General features: G+C 49.5%; 21 protein-coding genes. 14 read left to right on the forward strand and 7 right to left on the reverse strand.

Going from position 1 to position 23,613, the window contains the following annotated elements; all coding sequences use genetic code 11:
* Positions 1-13: 13 nt before the first annotated feature.
* From AWQ23_RS14265 to glcD, 3 genes are all read left to right on the forward strand, one after another.
* Positions 14-700 carry a hypothetical protein gene (locus AWQ23_RS14265; RefSeq protein ID WP_012308442.1) on the forward strand — a complete coding sequence of 229 codons (687 nt, stop codon included), beginning with the start codon at positions 14-16 and terminating at the stop codon, positions 698-700.
* A gap of 109 nt (positions 701-809) precedes the next feature.
* A complete protein-coding gene (locus AWQ23_RS14270; protein WP_030008311.1) occupies positions 810-1,712 on the forward strand; it encodes a phosphoribulokinase in 903 nt (300 codons plus the stop codon).
* A gap of 173 nt (positions 1,713-1,885) precedes the next feature.
* Positions 1,886-3,367 carry a glycolate oxidase subunit GlcD gene (glcD, locus tag AWQ23_RS14275; protein WP_062436385.1) on the forward strand — a complete coding sequence of 494 codons (1,482 nt, stop codon included), beginning with the start codon at positions 1,886-1,888 and terminating at the stop codon, positions 3,365-3,367.
* A 63-nt stretch (positions 3,368-3,430) separates the two neighbouring features.
* Here the strand turns inward: glcD and AWQ23_RS14280 are convergent, their stop codons facing one another.
* From AWQ23_RS14280 to AWQ23_RS14290, 3 genes are all read right to left on the reverse strand, one after another.
* Positions 3,431-4,543 (reverse strand): VWA domain-containing protein, encoded by a 1,113-nt coding sequence (locus AWQ23_RS14280; protein WP_062436387.1) that lies wholly within the window; start codon positions 4,541-4,543, stop codon positions 3,431-3,433.
* A gap of 181 nt (positions 4,544-4,724) precedes the next feature.
* Positions 4,725-5,123, reverse strand: coding sequence for a type II toxin-antitoxin system VapC family toxin (locus AWQ23_RS14285; RefSeq protein ID WP_062436389.1), 399 nt, complete (start codon positions 5,121-5,123; stop codon positions 4,725-4,727).
* On the reverse strand, positions 5,123-5,365 hold the full coding sequence (locus AWQ23_RS14290) for a hypothetical protein (RefSeq protein WP_062436391.1): 243 nt from the start codon (positions 5,363-5,365) through the stop codon (positions 5,123-5,125). Before AWQ23_RS14290 ends, AWQ23_RS14285 begins: the two co-directional genes overlap by 1 nt.
* Positions 5,366-5,561: 196 nt before the next feature.
* On the opposite strand from AWQ23_RS14290, the gene AWQ23_RS14295 reads away from it, so the two are divergent.
* The 4 genes from AWQ23_RS14295 (at position 5,562) to AWQ23_RS14310 (ending at position 10,279) form a co-directional block, all read left to right on the forward strand.
* Positions 5,562-5,804, forward strand: a complete 243-nt coding sequence (locus tag AWQ23_RS14295) for a DUF433 domain-containing protein (protein WP_030008073.1) — start codon at positions 5,562-5,564, stop codon at positions 5,802-5,804.
* On the forward strand, positions 5,801-6,163 hold the full coding sequence (locus AWQ23_RS14300; protein WP_062436393.1) for a DUF5615 family PIN-like protein: 363 nt from the start codon (positions 5,801-5,803) through the stop codon (positions 6,161-6,163). The genes AWQ23_RS14295 and AWQ23_RS14300 overlap by 4 nt, the downstream gene beginning before the upstream one ends.
* A 147-nt stretch (positions 6,164-6,310) precedes the next feature.
* A complete protein-coding gene (locus AWQ23_RS14305) occupies positions 6,311-8,815 on the forward strand; it encodes a GH116 family glycosyl hydrolase (RefSeq protein ID WP_232308921.1) in 2,505 nt (834 codons plus the stop codon).
* 45 nt (positions 8,816-8,860) lie between these two features.
* A complete protein-coding gene (locus AWQ23_RS14310) occupies positions 8,861-10,279 on the forward strand; it encodes a diguanylate cyclase (protein ID WP_062436395.1) in 1,419 nt (472 codons plus the stop codon).
* 112 nt (positions 10,280-10,391) lie between these two features.
* Here AWQ23_RS14310 and yvcK read toward each other — a convergent pair whose 3' ends face one another.
* Positions 10,392-11,810: a gluconeogenesis factor YvcK family protein gene (gene yvcK / locus AWQ23_RS14315; protein WP_062436397.1), complete on the reverse strand. Its 1,419-nt coding sequence runs from the start codon at positions 11,808-11,810 to the stop codon at positions 10,392-10,394.
* Between the two features lie 405 nt (positions 11,811-12,215).
* Here yvcK and AWQ23_RS14320 point away from each other — a divergent pair, with 405 nt between their 5' ends.
* The 4 genes from AWQ23_RS14320 to AWQ23_RS14335 all read left to right on the forward strand — a co-directional run bounded on the left by AWQ23_RS14320 (position 12,216) and on the right by AWQ23_RS14335 (position 16,603).
* Positions 12,216-12,896 (forward strand): MBL fold metallo-hydrolase, encoded by a 681-nt coding sequence (locus AWQ23_RS14320; protein WP_062436399.1) that lies wholly within the window; start codon positions 12,216-12,218, stop codon positions 12,894-12,896.
* A 71-nt stretch (positions 12,897-12,967) separates the two neighbouring features.
* Positions 12,968-13,501 (forward strand): rhodanese-like domain-containing protein, encoded by a 534-nt coding sequence (locus tag AWQ23_RS14325; RefSeq protein ID WP_062436400.1) that lies wholly within the window; start codon positions 12,968-12,970, stop codon positions 13,499-13,501.
* A gap of 54 nt (positions 13,502-13,555) precedes the next feature.
* Positions 13,556-14,407: a sulfite exporter TauE/SafE family protein gene (locus AWQ23_RS14330; RefSeq protein ID WP_232308922.1), complete on the forward strand. Its 852-nt coding sequence runs from the start codon at positions 13,556-13,558 to the stop codon at positions 14,405-14,407.
* Positions 14,408-14,776: 369 nt separating this feature from the next.
* Complete coding sequence (locus AWQ23_RS14335; RefSeq protein ID WP_232309008.1) at positions 14,777-16,603, forward strand: EAL domain-containing response regulator; 1,827 nt, start codon at positions 14,777-14,779, stop codon at positions 16,601-16,603.
* Between the two features lie 106 nt (positions 16,604-16,709).
* Here the strand turns inward: AWQ23_RS14335 and AWQ23_RS14340 are convergent, their stop codons facing one another.
* Positions 16,710-17,105, reverse strand: a complete 396-nt coding sequence (locus AWQ23_RS14340) for a hypothetical protein (RefSeq protein WP_062436404.1) — start codon at positions 17,103-17,105, stop codon at positions 16,710-16,712.
* A 130-nt stretch (positions 17,106-17,235) separates the two neighbouring features.
* Positions 17,236-18,873, reverse strand: a complete 1,638-nt coding sequence (locus AWQ23_RS14345; RefSeq protein WP_062436406.1) for a VWA domain-containing protein — start codon at positions 18,871-18,873, stop codon at positions 17,236-17,238.
* A 156-nt stretch (positions 18,874-19,029) separates the two neighbouring features.
* Here AWQ23_RS14345 and cysS point away from each other — a divergent pair, with 156 nt between their 5' ends.
* The 3 genes from cysS (at position 19,030) to AWQ23_RS14360 (ending at position 22,426) form a co-directional block, all read left to right on the forward strand.
* Positions 19,030-20,448, forward strand: a complete 1,419-nt coding sequence (cysS, locus tag AWQ23_RS14350) for a cysteine--tRNA ligase (protein WP_062436408.1) — start codon at positions 19,030-19,032, stop codon at positions 20,446-20,448.
* 172 nt (positions 20,449-20,620) lie between these two features.
* Positions 20,621-21,913: an IS4 family transposase gene (locus AWQ23_RS14355; protein ID WP_062431542.1), complete on the forward strand. Its 1,293-nt coding sequence runs from the start codon at positions 20,621-20,623 to the stop codon at positions 21,911-21,913.
* Positions 21,914-21,973: 60 nt separating this feature from the next.
* Positions 21,974-22,426, forward strand: coding sequence for a nitrate reductase associated protein (locus AWQ23_RS14360; protein WP_062436410.1), 453 nt, complete (start codon positions 21,974-21,976; stop codon positions 22,424-22,426).
* Here the strand turns inward: AWQ23_RS14360 and AWQ23_RS14365 are convergent.
* A complete protein-coding gene (locus AWQ23_RS14365; RefSeq protein ID WP_062436412.1) occupies positions 22,419-23,543 on the reverse strand; it encodes an endonuclease NucS domain-containing protein in 1,125 nt (374 codons plus the stop codon). The two genes, AWQ23_RS14360 and AWQ23_RS14365, sit on opposite strands and share 8 nt — an antisense overlap.
* Positions 23,544-23,613 lie beyond the last annotated feature (70 nt).

Raw genomic sequence — 23,613 nt, forward strand, 5'->3', positions numbered from 1 at the left:
CCGACCCAGTGCCATGCAACAAACCGCCCTTAACCTAATCGCCATCGGTGTTTTCTTGATGACCATGACCAGCCTTTTGGGAGGGATTTTTCAGTTGTCTCCCTTTGTCCCCGCTGGCATTACCGCTGCCGTGATGGCCTTTGCCACCGTGGATACGTTCAATTGGCAAGGGCGAGGCATGACCTTATTCCTTGATTTGTTTACCCCCGCCGAACAGCGCCAACGCATTTTGCACCACGAAGCGGGCCATTTCTTGGCGGGTTATCTCCTCAGCATTCCAATTACGGGCTACAGTCTGACCCCTTGGGAAGCGATTAAGCAGGGTCAAACGGGTCAAGGAGGCGTCAGTTTTGATCTCGAAAGCGTCGAAGCTTCCCTCAAAAATCCCCAGCAGATGAATCTTTTACTCGAACGTCTCAGCACCACCCTAATGGCAGGGATCGCCGCCGAAACGACGATCTACGGCAAAGCCCTAGGGGGAGCCAACGACCGTGACCAACTCCGCCAACTGTTAGCTAAACTCGGCATTTCTGTCGCCAGCTACCAACAACGGGAACAGTGGGCCTTACTCCAAGCGAAAAACCTTTTGGATCGCCACCAAGATGCTTTCCAAAATTTGGTCACCGCAATGGCTGACCGCGCCCCCCTAGAAGAGTGTTATCGGCTGATTAAACAAGATTCTAGCGAGCGATCTACTTGATCCCCAAAGTCTCCTGGTAGATCCAGAAGGCGATCGCCCCTGCCGCGAAAAGAGCGATCGCCTGATATGATTTGTGCTACTTACCCTTGTCCGTTTACTATCACCATCCATGTCTAAAAAACATCCTATTGTTGCTGTCACTGGATCCTCCGGAGCCGGGACGACCACCGTAAAACGCGCCTTTGAGCATATTTTCCGTCGTGAGCAAATCAACCCCGTTGTCATCGAAGGTGATAGCTACCACAAATATAATCGGGTCGAAATGCGCCGCATGATGGCCCAGGCTTCCGCCGCCGGGAAAAACTTCAGTCACTTTGGCCTTGGGGCGAACGTCCTCGACAAGCTCGAAGCCCTCTTCAAAGAATATGGCGAACAGGGCTCCGGACAACAACGCTACTATCTCCACAGCCCCGAAGAAGCCGAACACCATAACGAAAGACTCGGCGTCAGTTGTCAGCCCGGAGAATTTACGCCCTGGGAAGATATCAAACCCAACAGCGATATGCTCTTTTATGAAGGGCTCCATGGGGGCGCCGTGGGTAATGGCATCGATGTGGCCCAGTACGTTGATCTGTTGGTGGGGGTTGTGCCCATCGTCAACCTAGAGTGGATCCAAAAAATTTCCCGGGATAATGCCGAGCGTGGCTACAGTGCCGAAACCATCGTTGATACGATTTTGCGCCGGATGCCCGACTATGTGAACTACATCACGCCCCAATTTTCCCGCACCCACATCAATTTCCAACGGGTCGCAACGGTTGATACCTCTAATCCGTTCATTGCGCGGGATATTCCCACCCCCGATGAGAGCTTTGTGATTGTCCACACCAATCGCTGCTTCTACGAAAGATTTTCCATTGATTTCCCTTACCTGCTCAGTATGATTCCGGGTTCTTTTATGTCCCGCCATACGACCCTGGTTGTTCCGGGGGGCAAAATGGGCTTTGCTATGGAAATTATTCTGTCGCCGCTCATTGACCAAATGGTCGAAGAAGCCCGGAAAATCCGTTAGGAGTTGTTCTTAGATTTCTGAGCTTGAAATTAATCATGGGTTATCCAATCGCCTCTGCCGCTGGTGGGGGCGTTTGCTTAGGGGCCAGCAACCGTAACAAAATCTGCGGTTTGTGCCGGGGCGACTCAGCCAGGGGATAAGATAGAAACCACTGTGCTTTCCTGAAAATAGCAATGGTTTTTTCGTCAGTATCCGCAACGCAACAACGAGATTGGCCCTGGATTCGGCGGCGACTGGTGGAAATCGTTGGGCGGGATGGCGTTGTCCGGCGCAAGGAAGAAATTCTCACCTATGAATGTGATGGCCTCAGTGCCTACCGTAAACGGCCTGCCCTGGTGGTGCTTCCCAGAACCACTACAGAAATTGCGGCGATCGCCAAATTTTGCCACGAGCAAGAAATCCCCTGGGTGGCGCGGGGGGCTGGGACAGGCTTATCGGGCGGTGCTTTGCCCCTAGAAAATGGCATTTTAATCGTGACCGCGCGGATGCGAGAAATCCTGAATGTGGATCTGGAAAATCAGCAGATTACCGTGCAGCCAGGCGTGATTAACAATTGGGTCACCCAAGCAGTGAGTGGGGCTGGCTTTTACTATGCCCCTGACCCTTCGAGTCAAACGGTCTGCTCCATTGGGGGCAATGTGGCGGAAAATTCCGGCGGTGTCCATTGCTTTAAATATGGCGTCACCACGAACCATGTGCTCCAACTCAAAGTCGTCACCCCCATGGGGGATGTGGTCACCCTCGGCGGCGTTGTGCCAGAAATGCCGGGCTATGACCTGATGGGCGTTTTTGTGGGGTCAGAAGGAACCCTAGGTATTGCCACGGAAATCACCTTGAAAATTTTGAAGCGACCGGAAGCGGTTTGTGTGCTTCTGGCAGATTATACGTCTATCGAGGCGGCGGGAAATTCAGTAGCGGCGATCGTCAGTGCGGGCATTATTCCAGCGGGAATGGAGATTATGGACAACTTCAGCATTAATGCGGTGGAAGATATCGTCAAGCTGAACTGTTACCCCCGTGATGCGGCGGCTATTTTGTTAATCGAAATTGATGGGATGGCAGCGGAGGTCAAGGCAGCAAAGGAACGAATCAAGGAAATTTGCTTAGCCCAGGGAGCGCGGCACATCACCAGCGCCAATGATCCAGAAACCCGGCTGAAATTGTGGAAAGGGCGTAAATCAGCCTTTGCGGCGGCGGGTAATATTAGTCCCGATTATTTCGTGCAGGATGGGGTGATTCCCCGGACAAAGTTAGCCGAAGTGCTAACCGAGATTAATGCCATTGGCGATCGCCACGGGTACAAAATTGCTAATGTTTTTCATGCGGGGGACGGCAACTTACATCCGTTAATTCTTTATAACAGCGCCATTCCAGGGGATCTAGAAGCCGTAGAAAAAGTCGGTGGCGAAATCCTCAAGCTTTGCGTTGCCAAGGGGGGCAGTATTTCCGGAGAACATGGCATCGGCGCGGACAAAAAAATGTATATGCCGGATATGTTCAATGAGGCCGATCTTGAAACCATGGGCTACGTGCGAGAAGCGTTTAATCCAAAGGGATTAGCGAATCCCGGTAAGCTGTTTCCAACCCCCCGCACCTGTGGCGAATCGGCCAAGATGATCAATGTGGCCGATCTAAAAAATAGCAAGATTTTTTAATGGGTCAGCCTAGGTTCGCTGCCCACAAAATTGCTAGGAGATGATTAATTTGTTCCCATAGCCCTAGCGGGGTAAGACAAACCCCTTGCGCGCCAGTTGACTCCGCAGCGCTTGGATCATCACGTAGTCTAGGGTATCCTTCGCGTCTTCATCGCTGGGCAAGCTGCTCAGATAGGCCTCCCGTTGGGCCGTCAGGTCACGAATTTGGGCCTGAATTTGTTCGCGTTCTGCTTGGGTATTGGCGATGTAGGCTTCTTGTTCTGCCAGACTAAGACCCTGCAATTCCTCTGGGAGGGCCGTTTCTGCGAGGGTTTCAAGGCTTACTTCTGCTTCGGCGATCGCATCGACAAGATCCCAAGAACTGTTGCGGTAGTAGGCAGAGCTTTTCGAGATTCCCCGCGTCACAATGGCGGCCCCAGCGTTCGCATCCTGTACCAATTGTCGCTCTAAGCCCTGCTCACCCAGACTGCCGTAGGGCAAATAAGTTTGGTTTAGTTCATCGTTTAGGCGACGAATTTCAGCGTCATAGGGAGAGGGTTGAATCACCACAGCGCGATTTTGGTCGATATTAAAATTGGCTCCGTCCCCCAACTCGGCCCCAGCAGCCCACAGATCCCGCTCGCGACTTTCGGCATTGCCGCAGTAGATCGTATTGACCAGCACATCTTGATTTTTGGCGAGATTCACCGCCTCGGCCCAGTTCACACTCCCCTGATCAAAGGGTTCATTCCCCGCAATAAAAATCGTCCGAAAGTCTTCGGGGTCGCTATCCCAATTGAGTTGGTTGATGGCATCTTGGATCACCCAGCCGCTATATTCCTGGCCGCCATTGGTGCGGATCGTAAATAATGCTTCTGAAACCCCGTCCAGTTCCGCTGTGAAATCTGTCAGTTGGCGGTTAAAGCCTTCGTCGGGGGGTAAAGAATCATTGCCATAGTGGTACAGGGCCACCTCTAGGTCGGGGATCTCGCCATCTTTGCGTACATCTGTCAGGGCATTGACCACTGTCCACAACTGGCGGCGGGTCTGGTCAATGAGGCCATCCATACTATTGCTAGAATCCAGCAAAATCGCAATTTGGATCGTGGGTTTTTCTGCCGCCCAAACTCCCCCGGTGATCATGGTTAGGCTAGTGGCGATCGCCCCTACCGATAACGTTCGTTTGAATTGAAACATCTTTACCATCTCCCCTCGAATGTCATAGAAAACGTTTATTCTTCTCTGACGTGAAAATCCCTTATTTTGTTCAATGTCACTCATCCAAATTGCTTTCAGCTAAAAATTAAGGCTTAGATAAAGAGTCAAGTTTCCCTAAATGAGAATAGGTCTGAATAAAATGTCACTCAAGCAAAGAACATTACTCCCAATCTGTCCAACGCAAACCATCAACACGACTAAACTCCTTGACATTGTGTGTTACTAAGACAAAGTCATTTGCTAAGGCGATTGAGGCAATTTGTAGGTCATATGCCCCGATAATCAATCCACGCCTTTCTAAATTGGCTTTGACCTGCCCGAATATCTCTGCTGCTCGACCATCAAAAGGCAAACTGACATACTGATCGCAAAACTGGCGATATATTCGTAAATTTTCCTCTCGTCGTTGACTTTTCCAGGCTCCATGGAAGAGTTCTGCCTTGACAACATCACACATGACGATTTCTCGGCGAGGCACTGTCCGGAATTTTGCTAATACCCCACTACTACGGTTTGTCAGAAAACGAATACAGGTATTTGTATCAAGGAGATAAATCATTAATCCCAATCCCGCGGCGTTACCTCACCCTGATCTGCCCGCTCGAACTCATCCATCCAGCCCCCTGCAACTGTCTCAAAAAAATCTGCCGGATAACCTAATGCCTCAACGGTCTCTGGGCTTGGTTCTGTTTCTACGGTGATCAGCAGCTCAATTTCTTGACCCATCAATTCCGGTGGCATTTGGATATGAACCTTTCCATCTTGATCCACTTGGGAGCGAATCCGTAGTTGTGTCAGCATTTAACCTCTCCTCCTTAGCTTTTTTCCTTGGACAATATCAATTTAGCTAAAAACCTTGGACTTTTGAGAGACTCCCCTCTAACTTCCCTCCAGGGGAGAATACCCTCCGGCCACTTCCTTCTAGGGAGAATGGTCTAGGGAATTGGCTAAAATAACAATGGATAAGCCCTATCGCCCCCGTCGAGTCAGGTCACAAATGCTACAGGCACTTAATCGAATTACTTTTGATCCAAATATCATGGGTGGTAAAGCTTGCATCCGGGGAATGCGCATACCGGTTTCCCTGATTCTAAACCTGTTAGCAAATGGTAAAAGTTCAGCCGAGATTATTGATGATTATCCTTACCTAGAACCAGAAGATATCCAGCAGGCGATGCTCTATGCGGCTTGGCTAAGTGAGGACAAAATTATTCCCCTGGGGCAACCCAAGGCCTCATGAAATTTTTGGCAGACATGGGAATTTCGCCCAAGACAGTGCGCTGGCTACGCAACCAAGACCATGATGCCATTCATCTCCTAGAGCAAGGTTTAGAAAAGCTTACCGATGCACAAATTTTAGAAAAAGCCCGTCAGGAAAATCGCATTATCTTGACCGTTGATCTCGACTTTGGGACTTTATTAGCACTGTCAAAGGCGAAGCTGCCGAGTGTCGTCATTTTTCGCTTAGGGAACGCCAGCCGTGAGGTCATTGAAGACCGTTTAGCATTCGTTTTAGAACAATGTTCCACAGAATTGCGACAAGGAGTTGCCATATCGGTTGATGATGAAAAAGTTCGGCTTCGTTCTTTACCCATGTAGACCGCTCTAGAGGCACCCCTCTAACTCCCCTATGAGGAGAGAATACCCTCCGGCCTGCGGCCACCTCCCTCTAGGGAGGATAGTTCGGAGAGGGAATAAAGGCGATAGACTGAAAGCTGTATTTAATCATGAGATCAGCCCGTCCCTATGAGTCTGTTTGCGGAACCCCCTGTCATCCCCGATTGTGCCTGGAAACGTCCCCTTGGTTTGGGATGGGATCAGCCTTACACCGTCCGCTATGGCAGTAATCTAGACGATGGCCCCTGGCATGGGATGCCCCTTGGTGGGTTTGGGGCGGGTTGCATCGGGCGATCGCCCCGGGGAGATTTTAATCTGTGGCATTTAGATGCGGGGGAACACACCTTTCGCAATGCTGGTGCTTGTCAATTCAGTGTCTTTGAACAGCCGGAGGGAGAAGCAGCCCAAGCCTACGCCATGAGTACCGTCGCCCCTGATGATGGCACCTTGGACAGTTGGCAATGGTATCCCGCTGAGAAAGGTACCTATGCGGCCCTGTACCCACGCAGTTGGTACGAATATCAAGGGGTTTTCGCCGCAGAGCTGACCTGTGAGCAGTTTTCGCCGATTATTGCCCAGAATTACCAAGAAACCAGTTATCCCGTCGCTGTTTTTGAATGGACGGCCCACAATCCCACCGATAAGCCGATCACCGTCAGTATTATGATGACTTGGCAAAATATGGTGGGGTGGTTTACCAAGGCCCAAAAAACACCGGAAGTGGTGCTGCGGGATGATGGCTCCCCGGTGTACGAATACCAATCCCGTTGGGGCGATAGCACTGGCAATTTAAACCAATGGGTGCAAGACCGCTACCGGGTCGGCTGCCTGCTGAATCGGGTGCGGCCCCATGCGGATCTCAGCGAAGGGGAAGGCCAACTGTGTTTTGCGACGGTGACGAATCCAACCCTGGAAGTCTTTTATCACAACCGTTGGAACCCGGTGGGGGATGGCCGCGATGTGTGGGATTATTTTGCCGGGAATGGCTCCCTGCCAGACATTGAAGATGAAACACCGGCTGCGCCTGGGGAACAAATTGCCGGGGCGATCGCTGTACGCTTTACGCTCCGACCCGGCAAAACCAAGAAAATTCCCTTTTTCCTCGCCTGGGATTTGCCTGTGATGGAATTTGCGCCGGATATCACCTATTTCCGCCGCTACACAGACTTTTTTGGCCGGAGTGGGAATAATGTCTGGACAATGATCCGCACGGCGATGAAACATAGTGATCTCTGGAAAGAACGGATCGCGGCCTGGCAACAACCGATCCTGGGGCGGAATGACCTGCCGGATTGGCTAAAAATGGCCTTATTTAATGAGCTGTACCTTTTAACCCAGGGGGGAAGCCTCTGGACGGCGGCCACGGAAAATGATCCCGTCGGTCAGTTTGGGGTTTTAGAATGCCTCGACTACTGCTGGTATGAAAGCCTCGATGTGCGGATGTATGGTTCCTTTGGTTTGACGATGCTCTGGCCGCGACTGGATAAAGCGGTGCTAGAAGCCTTTGCCCGGGCGATTCCCACCAGTGACGATACCCAACGGATGATCGGCTACAACAAGACCATGGCCACCCGCAAAGTCGCTGGGGCAACGCCCCATGATCTGGGAGCGCCGAACGAACATCCTTGGGAAGCCACCAATTACACCGCCTACCAGGATTGCAACCTCTGGAAAGATTTGGGGTCAGATTTTGTCCTACAAGTGTACCGGGATTTTGTGATGACCGGGGCCGAGGACACGGAATTTCTCTGGAGCTGTTGGGGGAGCGTCGTCACAGCCCTTGATTACCTGAAGACCTTTGATCTAGACGGCGATGGCATTCCCGAAAATGGAGGGGCACCGGATCAAACCTTTGATGACTGGAAACTCAAAGGGATCAGTGCCTACTGTGGGGGGCTGTGGATCGCAGCCCTCGAAGCGGCGATCGCCATGGCAAAAATCCTCCAACAAAGCCCCAGTCACTTTGAAGAACACCAAAATCAAGTCTCCGCAGCAGAATTTGAGCAGGCGATCGCCACCTACCACACCTGGCTCGACCAGGCCCGGCCCCGCTACCAAGACACCCTCTGGAACGGCAACTACTACACCCTGGATACGGGGAGTAATTCCCGCGTGGTGATGGCCGATCAACTGTGCGGTCAATATTACGCCCAACTACTCAGTCTTCCGGATGTGAACCCCGGCGATCGCACTGCCACAACCCTGGCTACCATTTACACTGCTTGTTTTGAAAAATTTCATGGCGGTCAATTTGGTGCAGCCAATGGCCTCAACCCCGACGGCACCCCCGAAAAAGAAAATGATACCCATCCCCTCGAAGTGTGGACAGGGATTAACTTTGGCATTGCCGCCCTAATGATTCGTAATGGGATGCAAACCGAAGCCCTGCGGATGGTGGAAGCCGTGGTGAAACAGGTTTATGACAATGGGTTACAGTTCCGCACCCCCGAAGCGATTACAGCCAATGGTACTTTCCGCGCCTGTCACTACCTGCGGGCCATGGGGATCTGGGCGATCTACGATGCCCTAGGGGCAAAAAGGAAGATCCTCACCAATCACCAACCAAATTTGTCACCGTCCCCTGCTAGTTTTTACGAGCCAACAGGACAAAATAGAAATAGCGGGCAAAATTAGACTGCGATATTTTCCTCCCCCAGCCCGTGGAACTCCAGGCTGCTGATGAAACGTTTTCCCTTTTCCCAAGCCCTGATTTATCTTGGTGCTGCCTCGGTCTGTACCCTAGGGATTGCTGTGATCTTGGGTTGGTATTTGCGCCTGCCAGAAATTATTCAGCTTCATCCTAGTTTTGTGCCGATGCAGTTTAATACGGCCCTGGGGTTTGTGTTGGTGGGGCTGGCTATGTTTGCCTTGGGGCCGATGAAAAGAGTGGCGATCGCCCTAGCGATCCTCATCGGTCTCTTGGGGGGATTGACCTTAGCTGAATATATCTTTGGCCTAAACCTCCCCCTGGATGAATTTTTCATGCGCCATTACATTGTTGTGGCGACGTCCCATCCAGGACGCATGGCCCCCAATACCGCCCTCTGTTTTTTCCTGACCAGCATTGCATTGTTCTTGATTGCGCAGCCGCAACAGAAAAGAAATTTGCTGGGGGGAAGTTTTTTGGGGGCGTCGGTGATGGGATTGGGGACGGTGGCTTGTTTGGGCTATCTTGCGAATATTGAGACGACCTACGGTTGGGGGAAGCTGACGCAAATGGCGGTTCATACCTCCTGTGGTTTTATGGTGGTGGGTCTGATCGTGATTCTCCAGGCGCGCCAGTTGAGTTTACAAATTCACCGTCGGGTATCCACTTTTTTCTTTCCTGTGGCGTTGTTGTGGCTGGGGTTAACCTTGACGATTGCCTTGTGGCAAGCCTTTTTTTCTGAGAGATTACTGGCTGAAGATACGGCCCAGAGTTTATTTGAGCATCCGGTGGCTTTGGGAATCTTGATTTTAGGCAGTTCTTTGTCTTTGGTATTGGCGATTGCCGTGTGGTTTGCGATCCGTTTGCAGGCCCAAGTCGAAGCATTAAAACAGGCCCAGCAGAAAATTTTGATGTTAAATCAGGAACTTGAGGAACTTTCCCACTTGGATGGGCTGACGGGCATTGCTAACCGCCGCATGTTTGACCTCACCCTAACAAAGGAGTGGCAGCGGGCGGTGCGATATCAGTATCCCTTGGCCCTGATGATGATCGACATTGATTTTTTTAAAAACTACAACGATCACTATGGGCACCAAAAAGGGGATAAATGTATTCAACAGGTTTCCTCTTGGGTAAATTTGATGGCCCGTCGCCCAACGGACTTGGCAGCCCGCTATGGAGGGGAAGAATTTGTGCTGTTGTTGACCAATGTCGATTTTGCGAGCGCGAAAAACATTGCCCAGGAACTGATCAAGGCGATCGCCAAGGCCAAGATTCCCCACCCAAAGTCACCGATTAGTGAATTTATTACGATCAGCATCGGTCTCCATGTGGCCCAACCCCAACCCCAGGCGGATATGGGGCACTTCATTTTTCAGGCCGACAAAGCTTTATATCAAGCGAAACATGAAGGGCGCGATCGCATTGTGACATCGAGGGTTTCGGGGTAGAACATCACCCCTCTAGCTCCCCTCTAGGGGAGAACACCCTCCGGCCCAGCGGCCACCTTCCCCAGGGAAATTACCCCTTCCGGCCTAGCAGCCACCTTCCCCAGGGAAGGATCTATTTGGTGGGGGGATGGGCCATTTTAGTTTGGACTTCGGCGGCGCGGCTAAACCAACGTACCAACATTCCCGCTAGACGTTCGTGGTTGTGACGGACATAGCCCGTGTCTGGGTCTTCGTCCATGATGTTGGCAATCACCACCCGTCGCCTCAGTCGCCCCACTTCTTCGCGGTCGAGAAATACGGGATGGGAACGTTCGAGGGCATATTTACGGAGGGCCGCTTCCGACGGCGATCGCTGGTGGACAAGGACGGCATCAAAGAGTTTTTTGCCACAGGCGCGGTCAATGGCTTTGATGTGGTCAGCAACGGTATAACCATCGGTTTCTCCCGGTTGGGTCATGATATTGCAGACATAAATCCGGGGGGCACCACTACGGGCGATCGCCTCGCGAATTTCCGGGACTAACAAATTGGGGATCACGCTGGTATAGAGGCTCCCCGGCCCCATGATAATAAAGTCAGCTTCCTCAATGGCCTTGACTGCTGCGGGGAGGGCTGGCGGATTTTCGGGCCAACAACCCAACTCCATAATGTGTCCACCAGCCTCTGGAATATTGGACTCTCCTTCAATAACTCGGCCGTCGGCCATCCTCGCCCAAAGCTTCACATCACTGAGGGTCGCTGGCAAAACTCGACCGCGAATCGCCAAAACCTTAGAACTAGCCAGCACCGCCTGTTCGAGATCCCCGGTAATTTCGCTCATGGCCGTGAGAAATAAATTCCCAAAACTATGGCCCACTAACCCATCGCCAGCCTTAAAGCGATATTGAAATAATTCCGTGAGGAGTCTTTCTTCGTCCGCAAAGGCCGCAAGACAGTTACGGATATCCCCCGGCGGCAGCACACCGATTTCCCGACGCAGTCGTCCCGAAGAACCACCATCGTCAGCCACCGTCACCACGGCGGTAATGTTACTGCTGTATTTCTTGAGGCCCCGCAACAGGGTAGAGAGACCCGTCCCACCACCAATGGCAACAATTTTCGGCCCTTTATTTAAGCGCCGGTGGTTGTGGAGCATATCAACTAATTCTTCGTCCCCGTCGGGATTTAGCACCGTGGTAATTGCCCCAAAGGTGCGATTTTGACCCCAAAAAATCAGACTCAAACCAGCGGCGATCGCCACTGGCCCAGAAATATTACTCGGAACCACCGCCGTTAACCATTGCAGGAGTGCGCCCATCAAGGCCAACAGCCGGGAAACAGGGGTTAAATTCAGCCAAATCGCCAACCCCAACGCCGTAAATAGAACCCCCAAAGCACTCATCAAGAGCCATCGCTTGACCGAGAGACCCGGCATCATCCATTTGAGCCAATGGTTGAGGCGATGTTGTGGGTGATTTTTAGTGACTGCCATTGGTCGTGGATAGGCCCGGAGGTTTTTGCGGAAAGGACGACGAAATGGGTTGATCAGCATAATGGTGCATCGTTGAACAGCAGAGTCACCCCAGGGGGAGCATTGCTTAGGGTTGTTAAAAAAAAGAACACCCCAAGATCAAACAGGAAAAGAACCCCTTTTTTACAAAAATTTCCAGAATTTTTGCCTAGGTCTACCATAGGGCGGAATGGCGCTTCTGAATGTAACAAACTCCACGCCTACACCCTTGATTTGCGGGGTAATAGTCAAATGATGGGCAGAATTTAGATTTTTGGTGGACTGGCCCCGTCACCATGAGTATAGGCATTTAAACGGGGGGAGCGAGGGGAAAATTCCCCCAGAAACCTAAAAAAAGCCTAAAATTTTCTATTGATAAATTACTTTTTAGTGATATACTTATATTTAACGGCCAGCTTAGTCACTCAGCTGCTGTCTTTGTGAACCATGCTCTTTCGCCAACTTTTTGACTACGAAACCTATACCTACACCTATCTTGTGGCTGATCCTGAAAGTGAAGAGGCGGCCTTGATCGACCCCGTGATTGAGCAAGTGGAGCGGGATCTTAAGCTTCTGCAAGAACTGGGTCTGACGTTAAAGTATTGTCTCGAAACCCATGTCCATGCTGACCATGTGACGGGGACGAGTCGGCTCCGGGAAAAAACGAACTGTTTGGGGATTGTTCCCCAGGGAGCAGAAGTGGCCTGTGCAGATCGTTCCGTTACCGACGGGGACGTGCTCAAGGTCGGTTCCATCGAAATTCAGGCGATCGCCACCCCCGGACACACCGATAGTCACATGGCCTTTTTAGCAAATGGCACCCATCTATTCACGGGGGATGCCTTGTTTATCCGGGGCTGTGGCCGTACCGATTTCCAGAGTGGTGACGCGGGCACCCTCTACGATTCGATTCAAAAACTATTTCGTTTACCCCCCGAAACCTTGGTTTATCCGGGCCATGATTATCGCGGGCAAATGGTTTCGACCATCGCTGAAGAAAAGCAATTTAACCCCCGCCTCAAAGGCGATCGCCAAGCCTTTGTTCACCTGATGGATAACCTCAATCTCCCCGACCCGAAAAAGATTATGGAAGCAGTGCCCGCAAACCAAGCCTGTGGCAATGTTTAACTCTTTTTCCCTGGCAAGCAAGCCATTTTTCGTCTCGGATTACACCCAATCATCACCATTTTTTTAGTGCAATGACTACTACCCAACAACAATTACTTGAACTTTCACCCGCCGAGTTTGCCGCCCAGGTCAATTCTCCCAATACCGTCGTTTTCGATGTGCGCGAACAGGCTGAATACGCGAGAGAACATGTGGCGGGGGCGCAAAATATTCCCCTGTCTCGCTTGACCGCAGACACCGTGCCCCAGACAACGAAAAATGTGATCCTTTATTGTCAAAGCGGCAATCGCTCCCGACGGGCGGCAGAACTATTCTTTGCGGCAGGCTATTACCAAGTTGCCCATTTTGACGGCGGATTTACGGCCTGGAAGGGCGCTAACTTGCCCTACAACGAAGATAAAAAAGCGCCTTTACCGATGATGCGCCAGGTGCAAATTGTCGCCGGGGGTCTAGTCCTCGTCGGTACATTACTAAGTGCGTTTGTCTCCCCTTGGTTTTTGCTCCTCACCGGATTTGTCGGCTCTGGGTTGATGTTTGCGGGCTTTACGGGCTTCTGCGGCATGGCGAAAATTTTGGCCCGTCTCCCCTACAACCGAGTCAAATAAGTTTAACGAACGACATTGCTCCCCACAGTTGCTGGGGGCTTTTTTTTGGAGGATATGATGCAGCTCTTGGGATATTTTTTAGCGGCTTGTATTGGAATCAGTCTGGGCTTGATGGGGGGCGGTGGTTCGGTGTTGGCGGTGCCGATTTTGGTCTATGTGATGGGGGTTGACCCAAAAAGTGCGATCGCCATGACGTTGTTTATCGTCGGCATTGTCAGTGCCGTGGGGTTGGTGCCCCACTGGCGACAGGGGAATATTAACTTGAAAAAAGCAGGAATTTTTGGCTCGGCGACCATGGTGGGGGCTTTCCTGGGGGCGCAGTTAACCCGGTTGCCCTTCATCACAGGGACGGTGCAGCTATTGCTGTTTGCAGTGATGATGTTGATCGCGGCGATTTTTATGATTCGTAAAAGTGGCAAGGCGATCGCCCACCAAGCAAATGAACCGCACCTCGAGGATTATCCGGCCCCGGTGTGCCGTTACTGTTGGCTGTGGTTGCTCACGGAAGGTTTGGGGATCGGCGTTTTGACGGGGCTAGTGGGGGTTGGTGGGGGCTTTGCGATTGTGCCTGCCCTGGTGTTGCTCGGTAAGACGGAAATGAAAGAGGCGGTGGGCACTTCCCTGGTGATTATTGTGATGAATGCGATCGCCGGATTTCTGGGTTATTTTGGCCAGGCTGATGTGGTTTTTGATTGGCATCTGATGGTGAATTTTACCTTTGTGGCGAGCCTGGGAATTTTGCTCGGCGGCTACAGTGGGCGCTATTTCAATGCAAAACAACTCCAAAAGGGCTTTGGGTATTTTCTCTTGGCGGTGGCGGCTTTTATTTTGTTTCAACAGCGCGATCGCCTACCCCGGTTGACTACCTTGCCCGAAACGACTGTGGCGATCGCCCAACAGAAATAGACAATTCCCTTAGCGAAAGCAATCTTTTGGTTTTAATTTTCCACGGAAAAAAATTAGAGCAGATACCCCAGATTTACTTTTTTCCCATCACCGTGTTACATTTCTACACATAGCGCCTTTGATTTTCATAAACCAAAATTAAAGCGAGCCAACATTTTTCGCGCGTAGCCACCCCGCTAGTCCGAGGTTTAACCCCGAACCTCCAACGTTTTTGAAATAGCAATTGGCATCTACAGCGCAATGATTGTGGCACTTAATGAAAGAAAACATCCTTACAGAAACAGCGAACATCCAATTATCTGATGGCAAATAGCTTGGTTTCTTTCCCCGAAAAAATGTTCCACCAACGCCCTGAGATGCTGAGTGAATATGTCTCCTAACAACCTTCCCATCCAAAATGATGTTTCCTCTGGCCTGCAAAATCCCGGAGAAATCACGACGATTCTCGTCATTGAAGACGACTACGTTATCCGTAAACTGACTCGAAGAATTCTTACAAATGCTGGCTACATCGTTATCGAAGCGAGTGATGGTGAAAAAGGAATTCAGGCATCCAAGGAATATCACCCGGATCTCATCATCTGTGATGTGATGATGCCCCATTTGAGTGGTTATGACGTTTTGGCACGGCTCCAGCAACAGGAAGCAACGGAAATGATTCCCTTCATTTTTTTGACGGCCCAAGCAGAGGGTCAGCAACTCCGCCAGGGAATGGCATCCGGAGCCGATGATTATTTGATGAAACCGATCCAAGCTGCAGAACTCCTCAAGGCTGTCGAAGTACGTCTCAACAAATACTCCAAGGTTAAACAATACTATTCCGAGCAGTTAAACCAACTGAGCGAGAAAGATAGTCTCACCGGTCTACCGAATCAAAATAGGATTACCTATGCTTTTGAAAAGGTGGTGGCACAGTTACCCCTCGGTCAAGAAGATAGTGAGACAGTGCCCTCCACTCCGCTTCTCTCCATTGGTCTAGACCGCTTTCAACTCCTTAACGAATACCTTGGCCACGGTATTGTCAGCGCTTTACTCAAGCAGGTAGGCGATCGCCTACAACAAACCTTAGAGAAATACGGCACTGTCGTTAGTCTCAACACTTCAGAATTTTGTGCGATTCTTCACCCCCTAGAACATCGCCACGAAGTCGTCAACATTGCCGAAGAAATCCTCGCGGCCTTTAGCTCCCCCTTTACCACAGAAGACCAACAGGATGTCTTTATCAGCCTCAGCATCGGCATCGCCCTCTACATCAGAGATGGCATTACCCTTGATGAACTGCTCAGTAATGCCCACACAGCCATGTTGCGAGTTCAAAAACAAGGGGGCAATCAACACGCCTTTTATTCCGTAGCAATGAACGTGGGCCGTTTGAATACGGTTTCCCTCGAAGCCGACCTGCGGCAAGCTCTCGAACGCAACGAACTCGAAGTTGTTTACCAGCCGAAGATGAACTTGCAAACGGGCAAGGTGGTTGGTGCCGAAGCCCTCTTACGCTGGTTTCACCCAACCCGTGGTTTGGTTTTGCCCAATCAATTTATTTCCCTGGCCGAAGAAACCGGTTTGATCATCCCGATTGGGGAATATGTCATGGAAGAAGCCTGTTGCCAATTGCGCCGTTGGCAACTTGCGGGCCTCAAGGACTTTTATATGTCCATCAATCTTTCGGCGAAACAATTTACCCAACTCAATCTGCACCATCGCCTCAGCCAAATTATTATCAATAATCAATTGCAACCCCAAGATATCCAACTGGAATTGACAGAAAGCACCCTCGTGAACAATGGGGAAGTATCGATACGACGTTTAAAGGCATTGCGGTCTTTGGGTTTGAAAATTGCTTTAGATGATTTCGGCACGGGTTATTCTTCTTTAAGCTATTTGCAGCAGTTTTCCTTTGATACCCTCAAGCTAGATCGCTCCTTTATCCATGGGATTCATCGGAACCGTGTTAATGCAACGATTATCACCGCAATTATTGAAATGGCCCACAATCTCAACCTTAAGGTAGTTGCTGAAGGGGTTGAAGATGAGGGAGAGTTAGAATTTTTGACGCGATTTAACTGTGATGAAATCCAGGGCTTTTTGTTTAGTCGTCCCATCAAAGCAGAGGAGTTTTTGAGCTCTCCTTTTATGGATCTTGAGCCCTATAGTTCTCCTTTTATGGATCTTGAAGCCTATACGGATGTTACTTAGGTAACCGAACGGTTTCTTTGAACTCGCTTAAATCAAATCAAGAAATAAGATCACCCCGGTCAAAGTTTTCAGAAAACAGCACCATGGTGATCTTGTTTTTTGTGAGTTATCTTCTGGGCAGACCCAAATGCATTTTTTGAATAGCAGGAAGGAGAAGTTCCGCCTGGGGTTGGGGAGTCGGGGTCACAATAGTGCCGGGTAGACAAGGGCCAAGCTGGAAATTTACTTCCTGGGGCCGGGGCTGCCAACCTTCTGGACAGGTCAGAGGTTGAGGTTGGGCTTGGGCGGAGGGGAGCGGCGTTGCAACCATGCCAGGGTTAATCGGCCCGGTCGGTGTTGTTCTCAGCCAACAGTGGTGCTGGGGTAAATTACTTGGGCAGCCGACAGAAGGCAGGGGGCCAGTACTAGAAAGGGGGGCGGCATTCGCACTAAAGCCACTGCCCATTAGAATCATGGTGCCAAGCATTAAACCTTTGCCAATGGTGCGTCGTGTGATTTTCATTGATCTGTTCTCCGAAGGATATGTTTCATTTCGTGGTGCTATGTAGTGGCCAGGTAGCAGACCCTATGCACTTGGCGATCGCCTGACCCACAACCTACGGGAGAACAAAAAACTGCATCGGCCTTCTTCCTTAAAATTTCAAAGCCTGGGCCGTTTTAACCAGTTGGATAAATTCACTGCGATAGCCTTCGGAATCTACCCCTTTGCTGCCCTGGGCCAGTTCTAGAACTTGATCAAAGGAACTTTCGCCACGGTAGGGGGAGTCCCGCAATAGCATCCCAAATTCTGCCACCGCCGCCGCAAACCGAAAATCTGGAGAGGCTTGATCTAAGGGTGTACTGTCATTGGCGATCGCCTGGGTGATCAGTGCCGAATTATCGCCAGTGGGGGGTTTATAGCGGAGCTTCAATTGCAGCAATTCCCCCGCAAAATTCCCCGAATTGGATTGCGTTTCTTGGTATTTCAAATCATCCACCGTCGGCAACTCCACGGGCGAATCAACACCCACCGGCACAATTTCATAGAGAGCCGTCACCGTATGGCCAGCCCCCAATTCCCCCGCATCTTTGGTATCGTCATTAAAATCCTGGGCCGCTAACAGACGATTTTCATAACCCAACAGGCGATAAGCTTGCACCTGGGCCGGGTTAAATTCCACCTGAATTTTTACATCCTTTGCCAAAGTTAGAAGCGTGCCACCCATTTCCGTTACCAGCACCTTTTTCGCTTCAAGGATGTTGTCAATGTAAGCGTAATTTCCATTGCCATTATTGGCGAGCTGCTCCATCTTGGCGTCCTTGAGATTGCCTGTACCAAAGCCCAGCACCGTGAGAAAAATATCTTGTTCGCGTTTTTGTTCGATCAGACGAATTAGTTCTGCATCGCTGGACATCCCCACATTAAAATCACCATCGGTGGCGAGGATAATCCGATTATTGCCATTGTCGAGAAAATTTTCCGCCGCCTCCTGGTAGGCCAGTTCGATGCCTTCACCACCCGCTGTGGAACCGCCTGCTTCTAAATTATCTAAGGCCGCCAGAATGGTTTCCTTTTCGGCCCCAGACGTCGAGGGCAGAACTAAACCCGCTGCCCCGGCATATACCACAATGGAAACGCGATCCTCCGGGCGCAGCTCATTTACCAATAACCGAAAAGCTGACTTGAGAAGCGGCAATTTATCGGGATCATTCATCGACCCCGACACATCAAAGAGAAACACCAAATTGCTGGGGGGGAGGGCTTCATTTTCAATTTCCTGGCCTTTAATGCCGATGCGGAGGAGCTGGTGCTGGGGTTGCCAGGGAGCCTGGGAGAGTTCGGTGTTAATGGCAAAGGGTTGATCGTCCGGGGCCGGATAGTCGTAGGTGAAATAGTTAATCATCTCCTCCAGACGCACGGCATCAACGGGAGGAAGCTGACCATCATCTAAAAAGCGACGCACATTACTATAGGCTCCGGAGTCTACATCAAGGGCAAAGGTAGACAGTGGTTCGGTGCGCACCAATTGGAAAGGATTATCACGGATGAGGTTGTAGTCCTCTTGGGAGAGATCCGGCACTTCCTGGGGAATGTCTCCATCGGGGGGTGGCATCACCGGCATGGACTCCGTTTCTGCCACTTGGGGGGCCATGGCATCCATCCCTGTTTCCGGACTTCTTTGGGAGGCCATCTGACAGCCCGCGAGGATCTGTCCCCCTAACAAACAACCACTGAGGAGGAGGGTGAGGGAACGTTGGGACAACGGTTTACGAGATGATGAAGTGGCCATGGGCTGACCTCCAGGAGAAGAATTACCTTCAACCTAACACCGTCTTTTGGGGTGATCGCCTAGGTTCAAAAAACTGTAACGGCAGGACTCAATGGGGATTGAATTCCCTGGGCAATCGTGGGTTAGAATGAAACACGCTCAACGCCAGTGCTTACCATGTCCCTCAGTCTTTACAATACCCTCCATCGCCGTTCTGAACCCTTTGAACCCCTCGAAGCTAATCGGGTGCGGATGTACTGCTGTGGGATTACGGTATATGACTATTGCCACCTGGGTCACGCACGCACCTGTTTGATCTGGGATGTGGTGCGACGTTACTTGCAATGGTCAGGCTATGAGGTGCATTACATCCAAAATTTCACTGATATTGACGACAAAATTCTCAATCGGGCGCGGGCAGAAAAAAGTTCCATGGGGGCGATCGCCGAAAAATTTATCGAAGCCTATTTCGAGGATATGGAAGCGCTCCACATTCAACCCGCCGATGAATATCCTAGGGCAACCCACAGTTTAGATGGGATTCAAAAGCTGATCCACGACCTCGAACAACGGGGTTTTGCCTATGCCTCCCAGGGGGATGTGTACTATGCGGTGCGCAAGTTTGATGGCTATGGGAAACTCTCTGGCCGCAAATTAGATGATATGCAAGCAGGGGCTAGCGGTCGTGTCACAGAAGATCCTGATGCGCCGAAAAAACATGACCCCTTCGATTTTGCCCTCTGGAAAGCCGCCAAAGCAGGAGAACCTGCCTGGGATTCCCCCTGGGGAGCAGGTCGCCCCGGTTGGCACATCGAATGTTCGGCGATGGTGCGCGATCGCCTAGGGGAGACTATCGATATCCATGTGGGAGGGAGCGACCTAATTTTTCCCCACCACGAAAACGAGATCGCTCAATCAGAAGCCGCAACAGGTCAGCCTTTAGCGAAATATTGGTTGCACAACGGCATGGTGAAAGTGGAAGGGGAAAAAATGTCCAAATCCCTCGGCAACTTCATCACGATCCGCGACCTCCTGCAAAAATATGACCCGATGGCGGTGCGCTTGTTTATCCTCCAGGCCCACTACACCAAGCCCCTAGATTTCACCGACGAAGCCCTCACCGCTGCCACCAAGGGCTGGGAAAACCTCAATGATGCGCTTTTGTTTGGGGCAGAACATTTGGATACGAACAATATCACCGCTGACAAGGGTATACTGGCGAAATTTAAAGCGATTGTTGACAATGACCTCAACTTTTCCGGTGGACTGGCAATCCTCTTTGAACTGGCCAAGGAACTGAAAAAAGAGAAAAATATCCTCGTCCACGAAGGTAAACTTCAGCAAAATCCGCAAATTCTCGCCTCTCTCTGGCTCACCCTTAAGGAATTGGCCGATATCCTCGGTTTTGTCCCGGAAACAAAGCAACAGGCCGCTGGTTTAACCGATGCTGAAATTGAAGACTTGATCCAACAGCGTAAGGACGCCCGCGCCAATAAAAACTATGCAGAAGGCGATCGCCTCCGGGATTTACTCACCGAAAAAGGAATTGTGCTGGTGGACAAACCAGGCGGCATTACCGAGTGGCACCGGGAGTAAAAAAGAACTCTTAGTCCCCCTTATGAAGCTTATCTTGTAGGGGTTTAAAAACACAAAGCCCAAAAGAGAAAAATGACGTCAACAAAAAGATAATAAGAGCAAAAATGGAATTTAACCTTACCTTGACCCAACTCAGACCCCAGATAAAAAAAGCCTCCATCGGGCTTGCCAGTTGATTACCAATCAAGCAGGCTTATCATTCTCCCAAGCCTTGGGAAATGGCTTTCGGCAAACAATTGCAGGGATATTCGCTCGAAACCAACTCACGCCAAAGGTCATGCTATCAGGTCATCAACAGGAGACAATCAAACGGGCAGTCAAGAGTGAGGGTGAGTACATCATCGCTGTCCAAGATACGACCTATTACAACTATACGGGACATCAACAACTGTCAGGCATTGGCAAAATCCAAGGAAAAATCAAGGGTTTATTACAACACAACCTCATGCTGCTCAATCAACAAGGGATGCCGTTAGGGGTGTTCTATCAGGAATATTGGACAAGAAAAGGAGGCAGTATGGACTTGGCAGAGGGGGAAAAAGAAAGTGAAAAATGGTTTAAAGGATTAGAGGCCTTGAGAGAGGAAACCACCGAGGTAGAACACAAGATAGTGCTAGTGGAAGACAGAGAGGCAGATATATTTGACTTTTTCAAAGCGGAACGAGGCGACAAAATAGAACTATTAGTCAGGGTGCATGAACCGAGAAAGCTGGAATTGGTCAGGGATGGTAGGGTGACATCGTTGCCAGAGTTGAGTCAATATCTGCCGGAATATGGGGAAAAAACAGTACAGGTACGACGCAAGAATCGAGAAGTAGCAGTGAGAGTAAGGCTAAAAGCAGGGGAGGTGAATGTATATCCCCGGGCGGACTTGAGTCCAGCAAGGCATAAAACTCAAGGGTTATCGGTCGTGATAGCAGAGGAAATCGACTGTGTGGATGTCAAAACTCAGGAGAGAGTGGAGCAAGAGGCCGCAGGCACATCTTGGTTATTACTGACGAGTCTAGCTGTGGGCAATCGGGAGGAGGTGGAAAGAGTAGTGGAGTTTTATGCCATGCGTTGGCGCATTGAGCAATTTCATTTCACGTTGAAATCAGGAGGGTTAAGGGTAGAGAAATTACAGTTTGACGATGTGCATACCCTGACTAATGCTTTAAGTTTCTACTCTGTGATAGCGTGGCAGATAATGGCCATCACCTATCAAGTAAGGGAAAACCCAGAGCAAGTAGCGACAGAGGTACTACCAGAAGAAGAAGTGGCATTGCTGGAGAGAGTAACAAGGCGAAAAGTCGGGACAGCGAAAGATGTAATGGTGGCGTTAGGGAAACTAGTGGGTTTTGCACCGTCAAAACGACAACCTTTGCCTGGAACTAAAGTCGTAGGGCAAGCCCTAGAACGTTTTTATTTCATTAAACAGGGTTTTGAACAGTCTAAGGTTTCTCCCCTTCAAAACCCTACAAGATAAGCTTATGAAGGGGGATTTAGGGGGATGTAAATTCTCAAACTTTTACTGAGGCAAAATCCCATGACAGATTTCTTTGGGTTCGAGCAGGATTTCATTGCATCGCTGCGCTGTATTCCGATGATCATGCGCTACAAACTCGATACCTGTGGCGTCAAAATGAAACTCGACCATTGGCACAAACTCACAGAGGCCGAAAAAACGCAATTGATTCAGATGTCCTGTGAAACCCCTGCTGAGGTGAAGTTCTACCACGAAACACTCCAAGGTCTGATTACAGAGAAAACTGGCACACCAGCCAAAGTCCTCGATATCGACCCGAATCCCCCCTGGCTCCAACCAGAAATTCCGACCCAAGTGTTGGAAAAAGCGCAAAATTGTAATGTAGAAATTACCCCAGCACAATGGCAACATTTAACGCCGCTACAACGATTTGCCCTACTGAAGCTGAGCCGCCCCAGCCACGAAAATCATAACTTCGTCCCAGCCCTCAAGGAGTTTAAAGTCATCACTTAACATCAAACTTTTTTACCCATAGTCTCAATGTTATCTCTACCAAAAACATCACAAGAGATTCCGCACTATCGAGGGGATTAGGCAGGTTTTCCATTGTGCAATATTTTACAAGATGTTTTGATAACTCATCTGGATTCCACTCACAGTCAAGATCAAGTTCTGCATACAAAAAATCATATATATAGAAACTCAACAAATGAGATGTTGCACCTCCCATCCATCCTTTGCTCTTCCCTTGTGTATTTCTTTCTAAGTGGAAGCAATTAAGATTCCCTTCTATCTTAAAACCTTCAATAAGAGGATACATTTGAAAATGTGAACTCGTCAGAGTATATCGACTGAATCTATAGGGCTTTGAGAATGAAATAGGTAGGCGGAAAGATATTTCTAACTCGTAACGAAAAAAATCCTTAAATAATTTTCTTTTGATAAACCTTAAATCAATACAGAAGTCCTTTTCATTTTTTCCAAATAAAAATAAGTTAGGGGTTCGTTTGATTTCACAGACTCTATGATCAAATGCTAGTATCTTTTCTCTGATTTTCAAAATAAGATGAGTGTCATAGTTTTTTTCACAACGAGCTAGTATGTTCAAAAAAGCTTGTGATGGTGGTGAGATTTCGTGATTACCCTCTAGCTTTGGTTTAAGAGGTGTTTCAAAACAGTGAATAGCATCTTCTTTGATTTTCTTCAATTTGAATTGTGGATGCAAGTCACCGACTATTGAAAATTGAAATAATTCAAATGCAAGTTTGTGATATAAGCAGTTAATTAAGGTTTCATCGTGAAATATAGGAGCAATAATAATTAAGATTGCAGGCTGGTCATAATCTATTTTATCTGAGAATGGCTTCTGTTTTGAAGTGGCATAATAGTATCTCGTTAACTGTTGAATAACATGCCGATCTCCTGCATTTTTAAGTTCTATAATTGCCAGTTCTTTATTTTTGGAAACGGCCAAGATATCGCAAATGTTATTGTCGATGTAATGCTGTCTCTTGAGAGGAGTGAGATCAAAAATATCTTTCAGATTATCCCAGATAAAATTTTCCAGTTCTGCTTCACTGCCAAAGTGCCATTGCTCTTGTTTTTTAATAAGACGATAACTTTGTTGCATGGAAAGAAAAGAATGTGTTTACAATTAAAAGAATAACTTTTTTCAATATTGTTTATTTTATTTGAAATCT

Origin of the sequence: Picosynechococcus sp. PCC 73109, assembly GCF_001521855.1 — a bacterium.
Lineage (GTDB): Bacteria > Cyanobacteriota > Cyanobacteriia > Cyanobacteriales > MRBY01 > MRBY01.

Bases quoted from the DNA above. Each gene is read 5' to 3' on its own strand.
- AWQ23_RS14290 (WP_062436391.1), bottom strand. From the start codon at position 5,365: ATGCTGACACAACTACGGATTCGCTCCCAAGTGGATCAAGATGGAAAG.
- AWQ23_RS14305 (WP_232308921.1), top strand. From the start codon at position 6,311: ATGAGTCTGTTTGCGGAACCCCCTGTCATCCCCGATTGTGCCTGGAAA.
- AWQ23_RS14330 (WP_232308922.1), top strand. From the start codon at position 13,556: ATGATGCAGCTCTTGGGATATTTTTTAGCGGCTTGTATTGGAATCAGT.
- AWQ23_RS14365 (WP_062436412.1), bottom strand. From the start codon at position 23,543: ATGCAACAAAGTTATCGTCTTATTAAAAAACAAGAGCAATGGCACTTT.
- cysS (WP_062436408.1), top strand. From the start codon at position 19,030: ATGTCCCTCAGTCTTTACAATACCCTCCATCGCCGTTCTGAACCCTTT.
- AWQ23_RS14340 (WP_062436404.1), bottom strand. From the start codon at position 17,105: ATGAAAATCACACGACGCACCATTGGCAAAGGTTTAATGCTTGGCACC.
- AWQ23_RS14360 (WP_062436410.1), top strand. From the start codon at position 21,974: ATGACAGATTTCTTTGGGTTCGAGCAGGATTTCATTGCATCGCTGCGC.
- AWQ23_RS14310 (WP_062436395.1), top strand. From the start codon at position 8,861: ATGAAACGTTTTCCCTTTTCCCAAGCCCTGATTTATCTTGGTGCTGCC.
- AWQ23_RS14265 (WP_012308442.1), top strand. From the start codon at position 14: ATGCAACAAACCGCCCTTAACCTAATCGCCATCGGTGTTTTCTTGATG.
- AWQ23_RS14300 (WP_062436393.1), top strand. From the start codon at position 5,801: ATGAAATTTTTGGCAGACATGGGAATTTCGCCCAAGACAGTGCGCTGG.
- AWQ23_RS14295 (WP_030008073.1), top strand. From the start codon at position 5,562: ATGCTACAGGCACTTAATCGAATTACTTTTGATCCAAATATCATGGGT.
- AWQ23_RS14320 (WP_062436399.1), top strand. From the start codon at position 12,216: ATGCTCTTTCGCCAACTTTTTGACTACGAAACCTATACCTACACCTAT.
- AWQ23_RS14280 (WP_062436387.1), bottom strand. From the start codon at position 4,543: ATGTTTCAATTCAAACGAACGTTATCGGTAGGGGCGATCGCCACTAGC.
- glcD (WP_062436385.1), top strand. From the start codon at position 1,886: ATGGTTTTTTCGTCAGTATCCGCAACGCAACAACGAGATTGGCCCTGG.
- AWQ23_RS14270 (WP_030008311.1), top strand. From the start codon at position 810: ATGTCTAAAAAACATCCTATTGTTGCTGTCACTGGATCCTCCGGAGCC.
- yvcK (WP_062436397.1), bottom strand. From the start codon at position 11,810: ATGCTGATCAACCCATTTCGTCGTCCTTTCCGCAAAAACCTCCGGGCC.
- AWQ23_RS14285 (WP_062436389.1), bottom strand. From the start codon at position 5,123: ATGATTTATCTCCTTGATACAAATACCTGTATTCGTTTTCTGACAAAC.
- AWQ23_RS14335 (WP_232309008.1), top strand. From the start codon at position 14,777: ATGTCTCCTAACAACCTTCCCATCCAAAATGATGTTTCCTCTGGCCTG.
- AWQ23_RS14325 (WP_062436400.1), top strand. From the start codon at position 12,968: ATGACTACTACCCAACAACAATTACTTGAACTTTCACCCGCCGAGTTT.
- AWQ23_RS14345 (WP_062436406.1), bottom strand. From the start codon at position 18,873: ATGGCCACTTCATCATCTCGTAAACCGTTGTCCCAACGTTCCCTCACC.